This is a genomic window from Lederbergia galactosidilytica (genome assembly GCF_017873565.1).
GTDB classification, from domain to species: Bacteria; Bacillota; Bacilli; order Bacillales; family Bacillaceae_C; genus Lederbergia; species Lederbergia galactosidilytica.
Genome location: NZ_JAGGKH010000003.1, coordinates 108,383 through 126,235 on the forward strand (window position 1 = coordinate 108,383; position 17,853 = coordinate 126,235).

A 17,853-nucleotide genomic window follows, 5' to 3' on the forward strand; every position below is an offset into this window, starting at 1 on the left:
ACACATGTAAAATAATTATGTCTGTTGAATGGTTGCAAATTACTTTTATATAAAGGAGGGACTTATGAGACAGATAGATGTATTGATTATTGGGAGTGGGGTTGCGGCCTTCCGATTAGCTTGCCAACTTCATCATGATATCAATGTGATGATTATCACAAAGTCGAATATCAAGGAATCAAATTCTTATTTAGCGCAAGGTGGAATTGCAGCTGCTATAGGGGATCAGGATAAATGGGAAAAACATTGTACTGATACACTCATGGCAGGACGGTTTCATAATGATCCTGATGTTGTTAGGGACTTAACAGCTGCGGCACCCTCACTCATACAATCTCTAGCACAACAAGGATGTCCCTTTGATAAAAATGAGCAAGGGCGCTATTTGCTTGGCAGGGAAGGAGCACATAGTGAGAAGCGAATTATTCATGGCGGTGGAGATGCAACTGGAAAGACGATCATGGATTATTTGCTTCTCCATATCCCGGATCATGTTAAGGTGATGGAAAATCACTTTGTTTATGAACTTTTAGTGGAAAATAATATTTGTCATGGTGTGAAGACAAAAGACGAAAAGAACATATGCCATTATTTTCTGGCCGATCATGTTGTCCTTGCAACAGGGGGATGTGGTCAATTATATCGATATAGTTCTAATGCTGAGACAGTAACAGGCGATGGAATCGCTATGGCCTATCTTGCTGGCGCAAATATTGCGGATATGGAATTTATTCAGTTTCATCCTACCCTCCTTTATACGAATGGGAAAACGCGAGGTCTTGTCTCAGAAGCTGTTCGAGGTGAGGGGGGACGGTTGGTGACAAAGATTGGTAAAGAAATAATGAGGGGAATACATCCTTTGGGAGATTTAGCGCCAAGGCATATTGTTTCGCAAACAATCTATGAATATCTTTCACAAGGAGAGGATATTTATCTAGATATCTCACATATAAAAGCATTCTCAAAGCGATTCCCAACAATTTCTTGCCTTTGTAAAGAAAGTGGGATTGATCTAGAAGAGAAGAGAATTCCAGTTGTCCCTGGAAGTCATTTTTTAATGGGAGGTATTCAAACAGACCTCATGGGTAGGAGTAGTCTTCAGGGGTTATATGCTTTAGGAGAGGCCGCATATACGGGTTTTCATGGAGCTAATCGTTTGGCTAGTAATTCATTATTAGAAGGTTTGTTTATGGCAGAAAATCTTGCAAAATGGTTGAATAGCCAAACCTTTACTCAAGGGAGTCGTAAGGAAGTTCTTTACAGACAGAAGTTGCCAGATGAGCAAAAGGGAAAGCCACTGCCGTCTATAGTGGAAATCCAGAATCGGATGATGGATTATGTGGGGATTGTACGAACGGGGGCCGATTTAAAAGCACAGTTGCGTTGGTTAGAGTCATACAGAGGAATGCACAACCAGATTGGAAATCTCGATCAGATGGATAAAGAGGAGCTCACTCGCTATTTTATGTTGATTACAGCCACTCTTATTACGAAGGCAGCACTGCAAAGGACAGAGAGCCGTGGAGGTCATTATCGATCTGATTTTCCAAGTGAAGATGATCACAACTGGAGACGAAAATTGCTAATACATAGCCGAAAAGATGGGGGGAATAGCCTATGAACAAAATCAAATTACAGCAGCAACTTAAACAATTCTTTTTAGAGGATATCGGGGATCGTGATCTATCAAGCAGTATCTTCAGCTCGGAACAAACGGGAAAACTAGCTCTAATAGCAAAAGATGAGGGGATTTTTTGCGGAGAAGAAATAATCCGCACAGGTTTCTCCCTGCTTGTAGATCAGTTAGCTATTGAGATAAAGGTTCATGATGGGGAATGGATTGAAAAGGGACAATTGCTAGCAGTGATTAAGGGGACAGTCGCCGATCTTCTACAAGCGGAAAGGGTCGTTTTAAATTTAGTGCAAAGAATGAGTGGAATCGCGACGAAAACAAAAGAAGCTGTCACTTTGTTAAATAGCGATCATACAAAAATCTGTGATACAAGAAAGACAACACCTGGTTTAAGAATGTTGGAAAAGTATGCGGTTCGCTGTGGAGGCGGAGGAAATCACCGGCTTGGCCTGTACGATGCAGTCATGTTGAAGGATAACCATATTGCCTTTGCTGGTTCGATTGCAAAGGCTGTAGCAGCAGCGCGAGATAACGTAGGCCATATGGTGAAAATCGAGGTCGAAGTTGAAACAAGGGCGCAAATGTTAGAAGCAGTTGAAGCGCAGGCCGATGTGATTATGTTTGATAATCGAACTCCTGAGGAGATTAACATGTGGATCAAAGAAGTGCCAGATAATATCGTCACCGAAGCATCAGGGGGCATCACACTTGAGAAACTCGCTTCTTATGGAGAGACAGGAGTCGATTATATCTCCTTAGGATTTCTTACTCATTCCATCACAGCCTTGGATATTAGTGCAAAGGTAACTTTGAATAAATAACGACTGTGAGGCTGTCCTGGAGCGGAAAGCTTTGTGGGAAAAAATTGGGCCATAACAAAAAACAGAGAGTTGGAGAGAACGTAAGGATGTCGGTGTAGACCGTAACGAAAATCAGAAAGATTCGGAAAAAGCGTAAGGATGCGGGGATTGGTTGTAAACAAAATTGGAGGAAAAAGGTAAGGGCGTTGGCGCTGGCCGTCCCTGAAATCACTCAGGAATGCAAAATCGTAAGGGGTTGATGTTGGCTCTCTTTAAGGCATTAGGGAGAGGAATCATATTAGTAGGGGATGGACGATTGCTAAATTAAGAGAATTCAAAATATAGAAGTAGCTGTTCGAAGATTTGCCATGAAGAGGAGGATATGGAATGAATCTATTAGATACTTTACAGACAAATACACTCCCTGAAAAATATCGGAATATGTCAACAGGAGAGTTGGAAGAGCGAGCTCGAAAAATAAAGAAGAAAATGGGTGAAAGGCTTTTTATTCCTTGCCACCATTATCAAAAAGATGAAGTATTTCAATTTGCCGATGCTACAGGAGATTCATTGAAACTTGCCCAATTATCACAGGAAAATCGTAAAGCAGAATATATTGTTTTTTGCGGCGTACATTTTATGGCTGAAACGGCAGATATACTAACGACAGAACAACAAAGAGTTTTTTTACCAGATCTGCGTGCAGGTTGTTCGATGGCTGACATGGCGAATATTCACCAAACAGAACGAGCTTGGGAAAAGCTACAGAATCTATTTGGCGATACAATTTTGCCTTTGACCTATGTTAATTCAACAGCTGCCATCAAGGCATTTGTTGGAGAAAATGGGGGGGCAACTGTCACATCCTCTAATGCGGAAAAAATGGTGCAGTGGGCTTTTCAGCAAAAAGAACGAATTCTATTTTTGCCTGATCAACATTTGGGACGGAATACGGCTTATAACTTGGGTGTTGGCTTGGAAGAAATGGCGGTTTGGGATCCGCTTCAAAATAAATTGATTTTTGAAGGTCAGTTTGAAAAAGTGAAAGTCATTCTGTGGAAAGGGCATTGTTCCGTGCATGAGAATTTTACTGAAGTAAATGTGAAACAGGTGCGTGATGATTACCCTAATATGAAGATTATTGTCCACCCTGAATGTAGTCGAGAAGTCGTTGCCCTCGCAGATTTAGCCGGTTCAACGAATTATATTATTCAAGCGATTGAACAATCAAAACCCGGTTCAGCTTGGGCTATTGGCACAGAAATGAATCTAGTAAAACGGATTATCAAACAGCATCCTGATAAACAGATTATTTCGCTGAATCCCCATATGTGTCCGTGTTTAACGATGAATCGGATTGATTTACCCCATCTTGTTTGGTGTTTGGAATCAATTGAACAAGGAGAAGAACGCAATCTTATTCAAGTCGATGAAACCACATCTACTTTTGCAATACTCGCTTTGGAAAGGATGTTGGCATTATCATAGAAGATGAGTGGGCACATTCGAACAGGGTGTGCTCTTTTACATTTACATGGAGATGTAAGTATTTAAAGATTTCTGCGCAACTTCCTGTTGTTTCCCCTACACCAGTACTACCTTGTACGTCGCAACGCTTTCGTGACCTACATCCTGTAGGCTTGAGGACTCACCAGCCGCCCGCGGAAAGCGAAGTATATTTCCGGGGCGGGCTGTATGCACTTAGTAGTTCGGTTTTTCTTCGTTAAAAACTTTTGTCCTCATCCCATTTAGCTGTTTTTTAATTTTTTCCTTTTCAAAACCTTTAAGTAAAATTGTACAAAGACTTCTGCAAAGACAAGTCCTAAGGCTATTGCACTCGCTACGATAAATGCCTTTGCCGCAAGCGGAATAGCTTCACCATAATCGTTACTCACAACATGACGCATAGCGTTATAAGCCGTCCCCCCTGGAACAAGAGGAATGATCCCAGCAACGATAAACGTGATAATGGGTGTTTTGTAATATTTTGCTAATATATGGCCAATCAAGCCGACAACAAATGCTCCACAGAAAGCGGCTTGGACAATATCAATGCCAGCATCGGTCATAATTAAGTACATCATCCAACCACCCATACCTACAAGTCCACAATGGGGCAACGCTTTTCGCGGAGCATTAAAGATAATCCCAAAGCCAATTGATGCAATTAAACTTAGGCTAATTTGGGCCAGATAATAAGACATGCTGGATCCTCCTTAAAGTGAATGGATAATAACAACGAACGAGGGGTTACGCAAGCGTAAAAAGCCTAATTCTGTCATGCCAGGCAAAGGGCGAGCACAACTTCTCGATAAATTCCGTCTACAGATCAAACAGCAACATGCGCTATCAAAGCCAAAGTGTAAGGACGACCGCAACTCCTGCTCCAATCGCGAACGCTGTTAAGAAAGCTTCCGCCCCCTTCGATAATCCAGATACAAAATGGCCAGCCATTAAATCGCGAATCGCATTGGTAATCAGCAGTCCAGGAACAAGTGGCATCACCGAGGCGATAATGATAACATCTAGCTGTTTGCCTAATCCAGTCCTAATAAATATAAGCGATAATAAGGCGACAACAAAAGCGGCCATAAATTCCGCAAAAAATTTTACTTTTGTTTGATTGTGAATAATTAGGAGAGCTGAAAAGCCTGCCCCGCCTATGAGCATGGCTGGAACATAATCGCTCCAGACCCCCTTAAACATAATCAAAAAGCTTCCTGTTGAAATTGTTGCAGCTAATATCTGAACCCAAATCGGAAAAGAGAGGTTTTCCCGTTCAAGCTTTTTCAGGGATTGGAATGCTTCTCTATATCCTAATTCTCCTTCTGCCATCTTTCTGGAAATATGATTAACACGAGCAATTTTTTCAAGGTCTGTTCCACGCTGACTAATGCGAACAAATTGAGAGGAGTCAGAGTCTTCTAGCGAAAAAATAATCCCTGTCGGAGTCACATAACTTTGACTTTCATAGAATCCGCACGCTGCTGCCATACGCATCATCGTATCTTCCACCCGATAAGTCTCTGCCCCACATTGCATCAAAATCTTTCCCGCTAAAAGGCAGGCCTCTACAAGTCTTTTTTCTTCAGATGGCTTCAAAACCTTCACGTCACTTTCATTGAGGTAAAAATATTACAAAACTATACTACGAGCTCGGCAAACATAAAACAACATTATTGTTCTTGTGACAGGCAACTTTTAAAAGGACGATGTTTTACGCCCCATGAGTTGCTAATAGTCGCATCCATCTTGTCTTTTTATTCTATCGTTAACGCCTTAGTTCCCGTACATCAGGCAATTTTATTTTTAACGTAAACTGGTCCTTAATAAAGGAAAAGTCTAGGATACCTTGATGCTTTTTCACTATTCGTTGGATCTCTTGAGTACCAAAGCCCTCATGAGTTCCTGTTTTACTTGATTCTGCTTTTGGCGTGTACATGCGCTCCAGAATTCGCTCTTGAATGGGTAACGTATCATTTCTACAGATAATAATAAAAATACCGCTTTGTTTCCGACAACTGAATAGTACTCTTCCATCGGATACCTCTGTTGCTGCCTCGATTGCATTTTCCAAAATATTACTTACCAGGGCGATTAATTCATACTCTGTTAAGGGCAACCCAGATAAGGCTTGGTGAAGTTGGTAATCTAATAAAACATGACTTTCCTCTGCCTGCTTGCTGTAGGCATATAGACACCCAGCGACAAGATTGGATTCATTATGTAAAACTTTATCTAGTGCTGTAAAACGTGACGCCACCTCTTGTTTATAATTTTCCGTGTTCTGCGAACTCCCACCAGCATGTAAAATGGCAGATACATGTTTTTCTAAATCATGCCGCTGTCTTCTTAATTCATATAAAAGAGCTGTTTGTTGTTCATAATTTTTGATAATTTCATTGGTTTTTCTTCTTTCCACTAGTAAACTGTTTTGGTAGAAGTGTAAGGCAACGGCTTGTAGCCCTATTCCTAGAAGTAAGAAAGGAGTATTTGTCCCATAACTTGCCAGAAACCAGCAAAGTTGTAGGATTATTGTTATTCCTTTCCATGAACTTAGCCATTCATCCCCTTTAATGAAAAATAATTGATATGTCGCTCCCAGTAAGATGAACAATGTGAAAATATAGTGATTTGCAAGCATTGTCCATCCTAGTGCGAAAAGCCATGGAAGGAACAGGAGAAATTTTACCATCTTTTCACCTCAAAAATAATACTTCTGCAAATAATCCATTTTATCTTTGGTTAGCATAGCTATCTTTTTCGTGCCATCGAAAGTCACGCTGTATGACTTTTTCGTATAGATCGAAAAACTTTTTACAAAATGAAGGTTGATAAGAAAAGAACGGTGAGAACGGATAAAGTTATTTTCTCGTAGGCTTGCTTCCAACTCATTCATCGATAAATATGTCGCATGTTCATCATCGACTGTATAAATCGTCGTAGATCTCCCTGTCCGTTCGGCAAAAATAATATCCTTCTTGGGAATCATTTCAATACGACTTTTTTGCTTCAGCACCAGACGACCTGTGAGGTTGCCCGCATGTTGTTTTTCCCGAAAACGGTCCAAAGACTGTTGTAGCCGCTCCTTTGTATAAGGTTTTAAAATATAATCATGTACATTTAATTCAAAGGCTTGAACGGCATAACCACTTTTGGCAGTTACAAAAATAACGGAAATGAGCAGTCCATGTGTTTGGATAATATCGGCAAGCTCATACCCGGAAATGCCTGGCATTTCAATATCAGCTATCAATAACTCAATCTTGTTTTTTTGGATCTCTCGATATGCTTCTTCTGAGTCGGTAGTAGCAAATATGAGCTCAATATCCTTTTCTTCTTGTAAAATAAATTTTAATTTATCTAAGTCAATTTGACGGTCATCAACAATACCCACTCTCATTGCAAAAACCCCTTTAAAGGATGTTCAAAAAGTAAGGAAAATTGCGTGAACAGCGATATTTGCGCTGTTCTAACATTTTCTTTGCACTAGTACTTCATGTAGACACAACGTCTATGTAAAACATTTAAACACACACCGTTAGAAAATCTCCCTCCATTATAATCCATTTTGAGAAAGAGAGCATTCCATTCTGTCATCTGAACTTTTCATGACAGGTAAGTGCCCCTTCGCGACAAGATGGCAGACTTGAAGCCAATTACACCGTACAATAGAGACAATTAGAAAGTGGGAGGAGAAACGACATGATTGTCATTGATCAGGTTTCTAAACAATTTAAAGATAAAAAGCAATTAGTGAAAGCAGTCGATTATATTTCGCTTAGCATAAAGGAAGGGAATGTAGTCGGATTAATCGGTGAAAACGGGGCAGGAAAAACAACATTGCTCCGGATGATCTGTACGTTGATTGAACCAGATGAAGGAACCATTTCAATAGACGGGGAAAATATTTACGTTCATAAAGAGAAGGTACGCCACCGACTTGGTGTATTGTTTGGTGCAGAGACCGGGCTCTATAATCGTTTAACTGCGCGTGAAAATCTTGAATACTTCGGTAGCCTTTATGGAATGAGTGCCCATGATATTAAAAATCGAATTGAAATGTTAGCGAAGCGATTTGGCATGAGGAAGTACTTGGATCGGAAAGTAGATGGTTTCTCTAAAGGAATGAAACAAAAAGTAGCAATCGCTAGGACATTAATCCATGATCCGGATATAGTCTTATTTGATGAACCAACAACAGGATTAGATATTACTTCGGCAACTATTTTTCGTGAATTTATTTATCAATTCAAGGGAGAGGGGAAAACGATTATTTTCTCTACCCATATAATGGATGAAATTGCTCATCTATGTGATGACATTATTATGATGCATAAAGGACAGATTGTGTATGAAGGCAATCTTGAAGATCTGTATAAAAAAGAAAATAGCCGGGATCTAAATTATCTGTTCACTTCCAAGATTGTAAGGGGGGATCTCTATGTTTAAAACATTATTTTTGAAAGAGATGAAAGATGTCTTACGAGATAAAAGAAGTGTTACATTATTGATTATATTTCCATTTGTCATGATGGCCGCTTTGACGATTTTTTATGATAAACTCTTGGTTTCTAGTGGTGATCCTGAGTTTACACTTGCGGTGGAAGAAAATGCTGCAGCTGAATTAATTGAAAAGCTACAAACCTATTTGCCTGATGTCACGATTGAAAAACATGCGAATGTGCAGGAGGCAATGAATGATGGCAAAGTTCAAGCAGGAATTGAAATGGAAGGGGGATGGGAAGAAGCCTTAGAAGCGCAAACTTCCGTACCTGTACGTGTTTATTTTGATCCTGGTAGCCAGGAGTCATCTGGTGCATGGAGTTTGATTCAATCTGTATTTACAAACTGGCAAAATGAGGTTGTACAAGAGCGAATGGTGGCTAGTGAAATAGATCCCAATGTCCTCAATGTTTTCCAAGTTGAACCACAAACGACAAAAAATGAAGATGATGCCATGGCCTCCTTCATGCTTGCCATTTTGATCCCATTGTTAATTCCAATCGCAATTGCGAATGGTTCCTACCCGTCGGCTACTGAATTGTTTGCTGGTGAAAAAGAGAAGAAAACGATGGAAGCACTGCTCATCACTCCTGTAAAACCGATAAAAATTTTATTGGCTAAATGGTTGACGATTTCTTTACTTGGCATTTTTACTGGCATATTATGTATTGGTTTGCTCAGTGGGCTAATGAATTTCACAACGGAATTGAAAAAAGGAATGGCGGCAATTGAAAATCCACTCTTATTTATCCTAATGGGGATTATCCTAGTTTCATTACATGCCATCTTTATAGCAGAATTGGAAATGATTTTAAGTATGTTAGCAAACTCCGTCAAAGAGGCAGGTTATTATATTACTCCTATTATGGGATTGATGACTATGCCGATGCTATTTATGTTTTTCTTAGGAGATACTCATCAACTATTCCTATATGCTATTCCTGTAATGAACTTGTTCTTATTTGTCCAAGATGCCTTTAACAGTCAAATTCCAGGTAGTGGCTTTGCGCTAGCAATTGGCAGTTATTTAGCGTGTATTGCCATTTTATTTCCAATAGCGAATAAGCTTTTTCATAACCATCGTTTGATGTTAGGAAAATAATTGTTACGGTCATTCCAAATGATAATGAATCAATTTCTTTAGAGAATAGTAATGTAAATGGGAAGCATACGAACGCGGATAGACAAGGTCTTGCATTGCAGAAAATTTGGTGTATTGGTGTTTGAAGAGTAAAAAATGAATATAGAGCGGCAACAGGCATGCAATTATTCAAAGGCTGGAGTGAATTCCAGTCTTTTTTGTTATATAGGCTCTAATGGTTTTAGCCAATATACAAACGATTAACCTAGTAAACTTTTTTAAATTATGTATAGTGATTGATTCTATGTATGCGAGGTAGTTTGCTATTGAAAGCACCAACGCTCGTTAACTGAGCCTATATTTCTTTTGGACTTTTGGTAAAACAACTTTATCGCAAACTTTATGATTGTCTTTATATGAATATTTATTTATAATCAGGTATAAATATAACATAGAGGTGGTTCAATGAAGGATGGAATGTCAGGCAAAGACTTTTTTGCACTTGCGTTTGGAAGTATGATAGGAATAGGGTGGGTGATATCCATACCTGCATGGATGTCGGCTGCAGGCAGTATTGGGGCAATCATTGCCATTTTGGTGACAATGTTGATGATTATTCCAATTGGTTTTGTCTACGGTGAACTCACATCCAGCTTAAAAGTTTCAGGTGGGGAATATGCATATACATATTTAGCTGTCGGCAAGCTCTCGGCTTTTGTTTGCGGATGGTTTTTGATATTGGGATATTTAATTATTCTGCCGTGGGTGGCAGTATCGGTCGCTGCGCTAACTTCGTATTTAATACCAGCGATGAACGCTATTCCGCTGTATTCTTTGTTTGGTTCGGTCATCTACCTTCCTCATTTAATCGTCAGTTTAATCATGGTTACGATCATCGTCTATTTAAATTACAAAGGTGTAAAGCAATCAAGTAAATTTCAAAACATTGCAACCTGGATGATGATTGCAACATTCTTTGTGTTTATTATTGGAGGATTTGTTGCAGGGTCAAGTGAAAATATCTCGCAAACAACATCTGAATCAGGAACGATAGGTGGTGTGGCATCGGCCATTGCTTCCATCTTATTTTTTATGAATGGCTTTGATACAATTCCTAAAGCACGAAATGAGGTAGGCTCTACTATAAATAGAGCAGATCTGGGGAAAGCAATTGTCGGTACGATTATTGCTGGTAGTTTACTATATTCGGTCATCGTGTTGGCGTCCAGTTTTATTATGCCTGCAGAAGAACTTGTGAATTTAGGAGAGTTACCATTAATTTCAGCATTTGAAGCGGCAACAGGTTCAAAACTTTTAACGATCATTATTGTCTTTGGAGTATTGCTTGGTGTCATCACTACTTTTAATGGCTTTTTATTTGCAGGCAGCCGTTTGATTCAGTCATTTTCAGAAGCTGGTTTTCTGCCGAAGGTATTGTCAAAAGTTGATCACAACAATAAAACACCGAAGAATGCATTATTATTCATGCTGCTGATTACCATTTTTGGTATATTTCTCGGACAAGGGATTTTATCACCATTTATCGTGATGGGTGGGATTTCATTTCTTATTGCTTGGTTTTTCATGTCCTTGAGCAGTGTTCAGCTATATAGGAAAAAGCCCAATTTACATAGACCCTATAGTCCGCCCGGCGGGATTATAATGAGCTATATCGCAACATTTTTTTCTAGTATTTTAACTTTGATGATGATCATTCCCGGGACACCAATTTCATTACACGGTATTGAGTATATATTATTCTTGGTTTGGTTGATCGTCGGTATCGTCATGTATTTTAGTTACAGTAAAAATAAAATTAAAATTAAAGAGGATGTCCAAAAGGTCGGATAAAATGACGCTAAAAGATATAGGATTTTCGACTAAGTACCAGCACGTCCTGTGTCGAACGTCGAAGTCAGCACACCTGTACAAGCACACCTCGAACTTTGACTTATAGAATGTACGAGTGTCAGCGCTTTTTTCCAATTTGGCCTTTTTATCCTCCTTTTTGAACGCGAATTTAAAGGAGCTGCTGAATAATGAAAAAAGAGACTTTTGGAATAGTAGGATTTCCTTGGGATGGTGGCGCATCACTTGGTAGACCAGGTGCGAGATTTGCCCCTCAAGGGATTAGAGAGGCTTACAAATGGTTTGAAAACCGGATTGAAGATAACCAGGTGTATGATGTAGATAAAAGAAAGCTTTATACATTGCATGAGAACAGTATTATAGATTATGGAGATATTGATATCGTCGCCTATAGTACTGAGAAGACATTTGCCAACGCAAAAAATAAAGTAACTGAAATGTTGACGAATGATGTATTTCCTTTTGTACTGGGAGGAGATCATTCAATTTCTTATCCCATTATCGAAGCTTTACATGATAACACGAAAGGGAAGATAGGAATTATTCAATTTGATGCACATCTGGATTTGGTTGATGATTCACCTGTACAGGGAAAGTTTTCCCAAAGCAGTCAAATGAGAAGAGCGATTGAACTTGAAAGAATAAGTCCCGAACATGTTGTACAAATTGGTGTGCGAAGCTTTAATTATCCTTGGTATGCTAACTATCTTAATGAAGTGGGTGTGGTTCAGTATACCGCAAGGGACGTTCATTCCAGAGATCCTAAAGAAATCATCTCCGAGATTCTAAATGATAAACTAAAAGAAGTGGATTACATTTATCTCACATTTGATATGGATGTATTGGAACCGGGTTTTGCTCCCGGAACAGGAGCGAATGAGCCAGGTGGATTAACTGTCGTACAAGCTTTTTCAATGTTAGAAGAACTTTATGACAAAGTCGATGTATTTGATATTGCTGAAGTCAATCCATTATATGATGTACGTGAGATCACGACATCTATCGCTGCTAAAATTATGTTTGAATGTGCAGTGAGTAGGTTGAGCAAAAAATAAAAGGATTATAAATTTTCCCTTTGTAAGAATAATAAAGGATTATTGATGGGTCAAAGCTTTGTAATGATATATTTTTTCAAAGATGTCTTTAACGGCCAAATTACAGGCAGGGCTTTGCCGCGGTATTGGATAGTTACCTAGCATTTATCCAATTTATTTTGAATGACGAATAAGCCTATTCACAACCAGTGTGTAATGTTAAAAAAATAGTTATTGACATTTAGGGAATTTTCAAATAAAATCAAAAACAATTACAATGAAAACTTTGGCGATGAAGAAGAGTAGTAGCTTGCGGACCACAAAAGAGAGCTGGTGGTTGGTGTGAACCAGTGTGTTGATGCAAAGTGAATGGACTTCTGAGCTTCCAAACCGAACTCTGGATGATAGTAGGCTTTGGCGAACCCCCTTCGTTACAAGGGTTAAACATGAATGTTAAAAAAGTGAGCTGATTTCAGCTAATAAAGGTGGTACCACGGTCCCTCGTCCTTTGGATGAGGGGCCTTTTTGTCTAGAAAAGCGGAAGGCGCTTGAGAGGGGCGACAAGCAAATGTTCCTGAACCAAGAAAGGGTGTCCTATCCCTTGATAGGTTTAGGGTTATTAGGCTAAGAATGCAACATCCTGTTGCTTCGCCTGCACTAATAGTATCGACCTAACCCATATTTAATGGGTTTAATTGAATAAAGCAAAACGTGAAGCAAGAAGAGTAGGTTTAAGCATTTTCGTTACAGAGAATCGGTGAATGGTGTGATCCCGATACGAAGACTTTTACTGAATGGACTTGCGAGTGGTTTTCTGAACGCCCATTTGAACTACCATGAATGGGCAAGTAGGAAAACACGACATTCCGTCGTTACATGGATAGGGTTTAGGAGGCTAACTCCTGTACCTGAAAAAGATGGAAAAGAGACCCTTTTCCAACTGAGGTGGCACCGCGGTGAAGATCGCCCTCAAACCAACAATTTTACTTGATTGTTGGTTTGGGGGCTTTTTATTTTTTTAAAATTGAAAGGAGAATGAGAAAATGCAAACGAAACAAGCACAGTTCAAAATGAAAAAATTAAATGGGGACGTTTTAACACCGATAAATATTTTTTTGAGACTAGAGGGAAAGAAGAAGTTTCTATTGGAAAGTTCTTTTAAACACAATGAACAAGGCCGCTATTCCTTTATTGGAGTTAACCCAATTTTTGAATTTATTGGGAAGGGGGAGATCTCGCAATTATTGTCTAGTGACGGGAAGGTACTTCAAGAAACGGCAGGAAAACCTCTAGAAGCCTTAAAAGAAACTTTGCCAAAGCTTGATTTAGAGGTGCCATTTCCTTTTTATGGGGGAGCCATTGGCTATGTTGGTTACGATGCAATTCGTCAATATATCCCCATCGGTCCAATTTTAGAAGATGAAATTGAAATGCCAGACATTCATTTTATGATTTATGAAGATGTAGTCGTCTTCGACCATCTAGCGCAATCGATTTATTTATTATCCATAGATTATGATGGTACAACTACGGGGCAAGAATTAGACGTACGTCTGGCACATTTAGAAACGCAAATTTCTCGGAAAGAAGCGGATGAGTCACTATCAGATTGCAAGATTCAATTCGCGCCTAAGTTGGAGAAAGAGGAGTTTATGCGTAAAGTGGAAGAGGCAAAGAAATATATCCAAGAGGGAGAAGTGCAGCAAATCGTCTTATCACAAAGAATGACAGGAAAAGTAGAGGAAGACCCTTTCCATTTTTACCGAGTATTACGTAATTCAAACCCATCCCCGTATATGTTCTATGTTGATTTCGAGAAATACGTCGTACTTGGTGCGTCACCAGAAAGCTTTATTAAAACAAATGGTGGAGCAGTAACAACCAATCCGATTGCTGGCACAAGGCGACGTGGAAAAAATGAAGCAGATGATCAGCGTATGGCTCAGGAACTACTCGCCGATGAAAAGGAATTATCTGAACATCGGATGCTTGTCGATCTAAGTCGTCAAGAATTATCCGCTATTTGTTTGAAAGATACTATCGAAGTCAAAGATTATATGAAGCTGGAGTATTATCGTCATGTCATGCATATCGTCTCTGAAGTAGAAGGCACGTTGCAGAGCGATATTTCTGGGATTGATGCTTTAATCTCTTGCCTTCCAGCTGGCACTGTGTCAGGGGACCCTAAACCAAGAGCTATGCAAATTATTAATGACTTGGAAAAAACAAAGCGTGGAGTCTATGCAGGAGCTATTGGTTATGTAAATGTGAATGGAGATGTAGACTTTGCCATCGCTATTCGTTCTCTAGTCATCAAAGATCAAATCGCCTATCTACAAGCAGGAGCGGGCATTGTGGCAAATTCAGATCCGGCGAAGGAATACATGGAGACGATTAATAAAGCGCAGGCTTTACTAAGCCCGAAACCTTATTAATTACAACAAAGCAGGAATGGGGAACCATTTCCTGCTTTGTTCAATGTCATGGTCATCACAAACGGACCGACTCCATTCTAAGTTGGAAATTATCGAGACTTTCAGTGAAAAACTAGATCAACTGTTATCGCTACCAAGGGTAATGTAAATCAATTAAGGCTCATCGTTAACAGGGGTGGGTTCACTAAGAAACTTTTGCATCGCTTCCTGATTTTTTAAGAAATTAAGTTCTAATACAGCACCTGCATGATCATAGGTTTGATTAGTAAACCCATCTTTAACGGGAATACGCATTGTGTCAATTTGTTCAATCGGTTGTGAAAAGACCATAGAACTAAGAGTAATAATTTCTTGGGGACTCAAATCTGTTTCTACATTTTTGATTGTGTCATGAACCAACTGAGGAATTTTGGTCATACCGACAAAGGAATTTACCTTTTCATTCATTTTATCGATGACATCTAATAAAACTGTTTGTTGTCGTTCAACCCTTCCAAAGTCACTTCGTTCATCGTGACGGAAGCGTACATACTTTAGCAAATCTTCTCCATGTAAGGTATTTTCACCAGCCATCATTTCTAAATTCATATCATCAATTATTGTTTGATCTACATCAACCTGTATACCTTCTGGAATAAGCGTATCCACCACACTTATAAATCCTTGAAAATCCACAGTAATTGTATGATCTACATCTAAACCAAAATTATTTTGAATCGTCTCTTTCAGAAGTTCTTCTCCCCCTAAAAAATAGGCGTTATTAATTTTATCAAAAAGATGTTTGTGGCCGGGGATTTTTACATACGAATCTCGCATAATTGAAATAAGTTTTAAGACTCGGTCCTCGGGTCGATAATTAACGAGCATAATTGTATCAGTCCGAGAGTTCTCCTCGCCTCGGGAATCAACACCAAGTACTAAAAAATTGGTGGATTCATGAACGAGCTCATCCTGCTTTCCTTCTAGTTGGAATTGGTCTTTCTTAATACTTTGACACCCAAATAATAAAAGAAAGCAGGTTATCATGAAGATAAATAAGATTCGTTTTTTCACTTTTTTCAACTCCTGACAACCATTTTTATATAGTGTTAACAGGCTGTACCTCTGCATAAGATTTTTTAGAAAATTCGAAAAAGCATAGCGGGGGGCTAAACGCTGGGAAGCAAAGAGCTTCATCTGTATTGCTAATCTTATAATGGTTCTGTAGAGAGTAGTGGCACCCTTTGCGGTAAAAGCCTTGCTTTGTTCGGACCAACAGAATTGTCACCTGACGTAGTTGTAGAAAATAGAACAGGTTTAAAATTCCCGTCGGATAGAAATTCACTTTATATTATTCTTTAATTCACGGCACCAATTATGTAAAAAGATTGTTGGGAAATTTCCCCAGTTTATATACATGAAAAAACTACCTTTTAAAGGAAATTACTTTCTTTAAAAGGTAGTCGTTGTTTTAAACTTTTCTTTTGTATAAAAATGAAAGGAGAAACAGAAGAGCACCAAGAAAAATGGCGATCGCACCGATAATTCCAAAGTAGAGAATCTCTGTTTCCGGTGTATACAATTTTACAACTTGCGCATTTATAGCCTGGGCTGAAGCATTCGACAGGAACCAAAGACTCATCGTTTGTGCTGAGAATGCTGCTGGTGCAAGTTTTGTTGTCGCAGAGAGTCCAACCGGGGATAAACATAATTCCCCAAGTACAACGATGAAAAAGCTAAGCACAAGCCATAATGGGCTGACGAGTGTATCGGGGCCACCGTAAATAGCTGGGATAATCATTACTAAGAAAGAAATTCCCGCAAGTACTAAGCCTAATGAAAACTTTTGATGTGTAGAAGGTTGGCGTTTTCCTAGCTTCATCCATAATCCCGCAAATACAGGTGCTAACAGAACAATAAATAATGGATTTAAAGATTGAAACCAAGATGATGCTAACGAAAAGCCGGCAAACGATAATCTTGTTCGTTCATCTGCATATTGTGCCAAAATAACGGAACCTTGTTCTTGAATCGCCCAAAACATCATCGCGGCAATAAACAAAGGAATATAGGCAAGTAGATTCTTTTGTTCCTCGTTTGTTGTTTTCTTGCTAAAATACATGACCGAAAAGTAGATCACAGGGATAATGATCCCTAAAACACTTACAAGCATTGTAAAGCGATTAATCGTTAAAATGCCTTTAGAAATAAGAAAGGCACCGGCAATTACGATGACTAACGTACTGAGTCCAATTTTCAAAAATACTGACTTTTTTTCTTCAGGTGAAAGTGGATTTGGCACATAAGAACCTGCAAGACCTAAATTTTTCTTTCTTGTTGCTAAGAAAATAATCAGTCCAGCTAGCATTCCGATAGCTGCTACCCCAAAGCCGAGATGGAAACTATACTTTTGACCGAGTGTTCCGACAATAAAGGGTGCAAGTAAACCACCGAGGTTAATCCCCATATAGAAAATACTAAAACCAGCATCCCTTCGAGGATCATCATTACTGTATAAATCACCAACAATATTCGATACATTCGGCTTTAACAATCCTGTTCCGATGACGATTAAGCCCATAGATAAAAATAAGGCTGTGACTCCCCCAGGAAAGGATAGTGCAATATGGCCGGCCATAATTAATATTCCGCCGTAAAACACAGTTTTCTTTGTTCCATATAAGCGGTCAGCAATCCAGCCACCGATAATCCCTGACATATAAACGAGAGAACCGTAAATCGCCATGATTGAAGCGGCCATGCTTTTATCCAGCCCTAGTCCACCCTCTGTTACGGCATAATACATGTAATAAAGTAAGATGGCTCTCATACCATAGTATGAAAATCTCTCCCAAAATTCCGTGAAAAATAATGTAAACAAACCCTTAGGATGCCCAAAAAAGCCTTTTTGTGGGACACTCTCAAGGATTTCTTGTGAATTCTTAGTTGCCATAGTAGCTTGTCCCCTTTGTTTAAATACTAAAATAATAACATCCGAAAGTAGCTGTGTAAAATA

14 protein-coding genes and 2 other annotated features are annotated in these 17,853 nt (G+C 39.1%); of the genes, 8 read left to right on the top strand and 6 right to left on the bottom strand.

What is annotated here, in order from left to right; translation table 11 throughout:
* Positions 1 to 64: 64 nt before the first annotated feature.
* The 3 genes from nadB (at position 65) to nadA (ending at position 3,921) form a co-directional block, all read left to right on the top strand.
* Positions 65 to 1,621, top strand: a complete 1,557-nt coding sequence (nadB, locus tag J2Z23_RS04000) for an L-aspartate oxidase (RefSeq protein ID WP_057988448.1) — start codon at positions 65 to 67, stop codon at positions 1,619 to 1,621.
* The gene (gene nadC / locus J2Z23_RS04005) at positions 1,618 to 2,454 is read left to right on the top strand and encodes a carboxylating nicotinate-nucleotide diphosphorylase (protein WP_057988446.1); all 837 of its coding nucleotides are present in this window, start codon (positions 1,618 to 1,620) and stop codon (positions 2,452 to 2,454) included. The genes nadB and nadC overlap by 4 nt, the downstream gene beginning before the upstream one ends.
* 366 nt (positions 2,455 to 2,820) lie before the next feature.
* Positions 2,821 to 3,921 (top strand): quinolinate synthase NadA, encoded by a 1,101-nt coding sequence (gene nadA, locus J2Z23_RS04010; protein WP_057988444.1) that lies wholly within the window; start codon positions 2,821 to 2,823, stop codon positions 3,919 to 3,921.
* Positions 3,922 to 4,181: 260 nt separating this feature from the next.
* On the opposite strand, the gene J2Z23_RS04015 is transcribed toward nadA, so the two are convergent.
* From J2Z23_RS04015 to J2Z23_RS04030, 4 genes are all read right to left on the bottom strand, one after another.
* Entirely contained in the window at positions 4,182 to 4,637 is a 456-nt protein-coding gene (locus J2Z23_RS04015) for a threonine/serine exporter family protein (protein WP_057988442.1), read from the bottom strand.
* A 145-nt stretch (positions 4,638 to 4,782) separates the two neighbouring features.
* Positions 4,783 to 5,535: a threonine/serine exporter family protein gene (locus tag J2Z23_RS04020; RefSeq protein ID WP_057988440.1), complete on the bottom strand. Its 753-nt coding sequence runs from the start codon at positions 5,533 to 5,535 to the stop codon at positions 4,783 to 4,785.
* 169 nt (positions 5,536 to 5,704) lie between these two features.
* Positions 5,705 to 6,628 carry a sensor histidine kinase gene (locus J2Z23_RS04025; RefSeq protein WP_057988438.1) on the bottom strand — a complete coding sequence of 308 codons (924 nt, stop codon included), beginning with the start codon at positions 6,626 to 6,628 and terminating at the stop codon, positions 5,705 to 5,707.
* A 9-nt stretch (positions 6,629 to 6,637) separates the two neighbouring features.
* The gene (locus tag J2Z23_RS04030) at positions 6,638 to 7,336 is read right to left on the bottom strand and encodes a LytR/AlgR family response regulator transcription factor (RefSeq protein ID WP_057988436.1); all 699 of its coding nucleotides are present in this window, start codon (positions 7,334 to 7,336) and stop codon (positions 6,638 to 6,640) included.
* Positions 7,337 to 7,638: 302 nt separating this feature from the next.
* On the opposite strand from J2Z23_RS04030, the gene J2Z23_RS04035 reads away from it, so the two are divergent.
* The 5 genes from J2Z23_RS04035 (at position 7,639) to trpE (ending at position 14,858) form a co-directional block, all read left to right on the top strand.
* Positions 7,639 to 8,385: an ABC transporter ATP-binding protein gene (locus J2Z23_RS04035; RefSeq protein ID WP_057988434.1), complete on the top strand. Its 747-nt coding sequence runs from the start codon at positions 7,639 to 7,641 to the stop codon at positions 8,383 to 8,385.
* Positions 8,378 to 9,541, top strand: coding sequence for an ABC transporter permease (locus J2Z23_RS04040; protein WP_057988432.1), 1,164 nt, complete (start codon positions 8,378 to 8,380; stop codon positions 9,539 to 9,541). The genes J2Z23_RS04035 and J2Z23_RS04040 overlap by 8 nt, the downstream gene beginning before the upstream one ends.
* A 444-nt stretch (positions 9,542 to 9,985) precedes the next feature.
* A complete protein-coding gene (locus tag J2Z23_RS04045; protein ID WP_209973270.1) occupies positions 9,986 to 11,371 on the top strand; it encodes an APC family permease in 1,386 nt (461 codons plus the stop codon).
* Positions 11,372 to 11,559: 188 nt separating this feature from the next.
* Entirely contained in the window at positions 11,560 to 12,444 is an 885-nt protein-coding gene (locus J2Z23_RS04050) for an agmatinase family protein (protein WP_209973272.1), read from the top strand.
* Between the two features lie 262 nt (positions 12,445 to 12,706).
* Positions 12,707 to 12,935, top strand: a binding site (T-box leader).
* Between the two features lie 191 nt (positions 12,936 to 13,126).
* Positions 13,127 to 13,397 (top strand) — a binding site (T-box leader).
* Positions 13,398 to 13,466: 69 nt separating this feature from the next.
* A complete protein-coding gene (gene trpE / locus J2Z23_RS04055) occupies positions 13,467 to 14,858 on the top strand; it encodes an anthranilate synthase component I (RefSeq protein WP_057988426.1) in 1,392 nt (463 codons plus the stop codon).
* Between the two features lie 153 nt (positions 14,859 to 15,011).
* On the opposite strand, the gene J2Z23_RS04060 is transcribed toward trpE, so the two are convergent.
* Both J2Z23_RS04060 and J2Z23_RS04065 read right to left on the bottom strand, forming a co-directional pair.
* Positions 15,012 to 15,911 carry an LCP family protein gene (locus tag J2Z23_RS04060; RefSeq protein ID WP_057988424.1) on the bottom strand — a complete coding sequence of 300 codons (900 nt, stop codon included), beginning with the start codon at positions 15,909 to 15,911 and terminating at the stop codon, positions 15,012 to 15,014.
* A gap of 397 nt (positions 15,912 to 16,308) precedes the next feature.
* The gene (locus J2Z23_RS04065; protein WP_057988422.1) at positions 16,309 to 17,790 is read right to left on the bottom strand and encodes a peptide MFS transporter; all 1,482 of its coding nucleotides are present in this window, start codon (positions 17,788 to 17,790) and stop codon (positions 16,309 to 16,311) included.
* Positions 17,791 to 17,853: the final 63 nt, after the last annotated feature.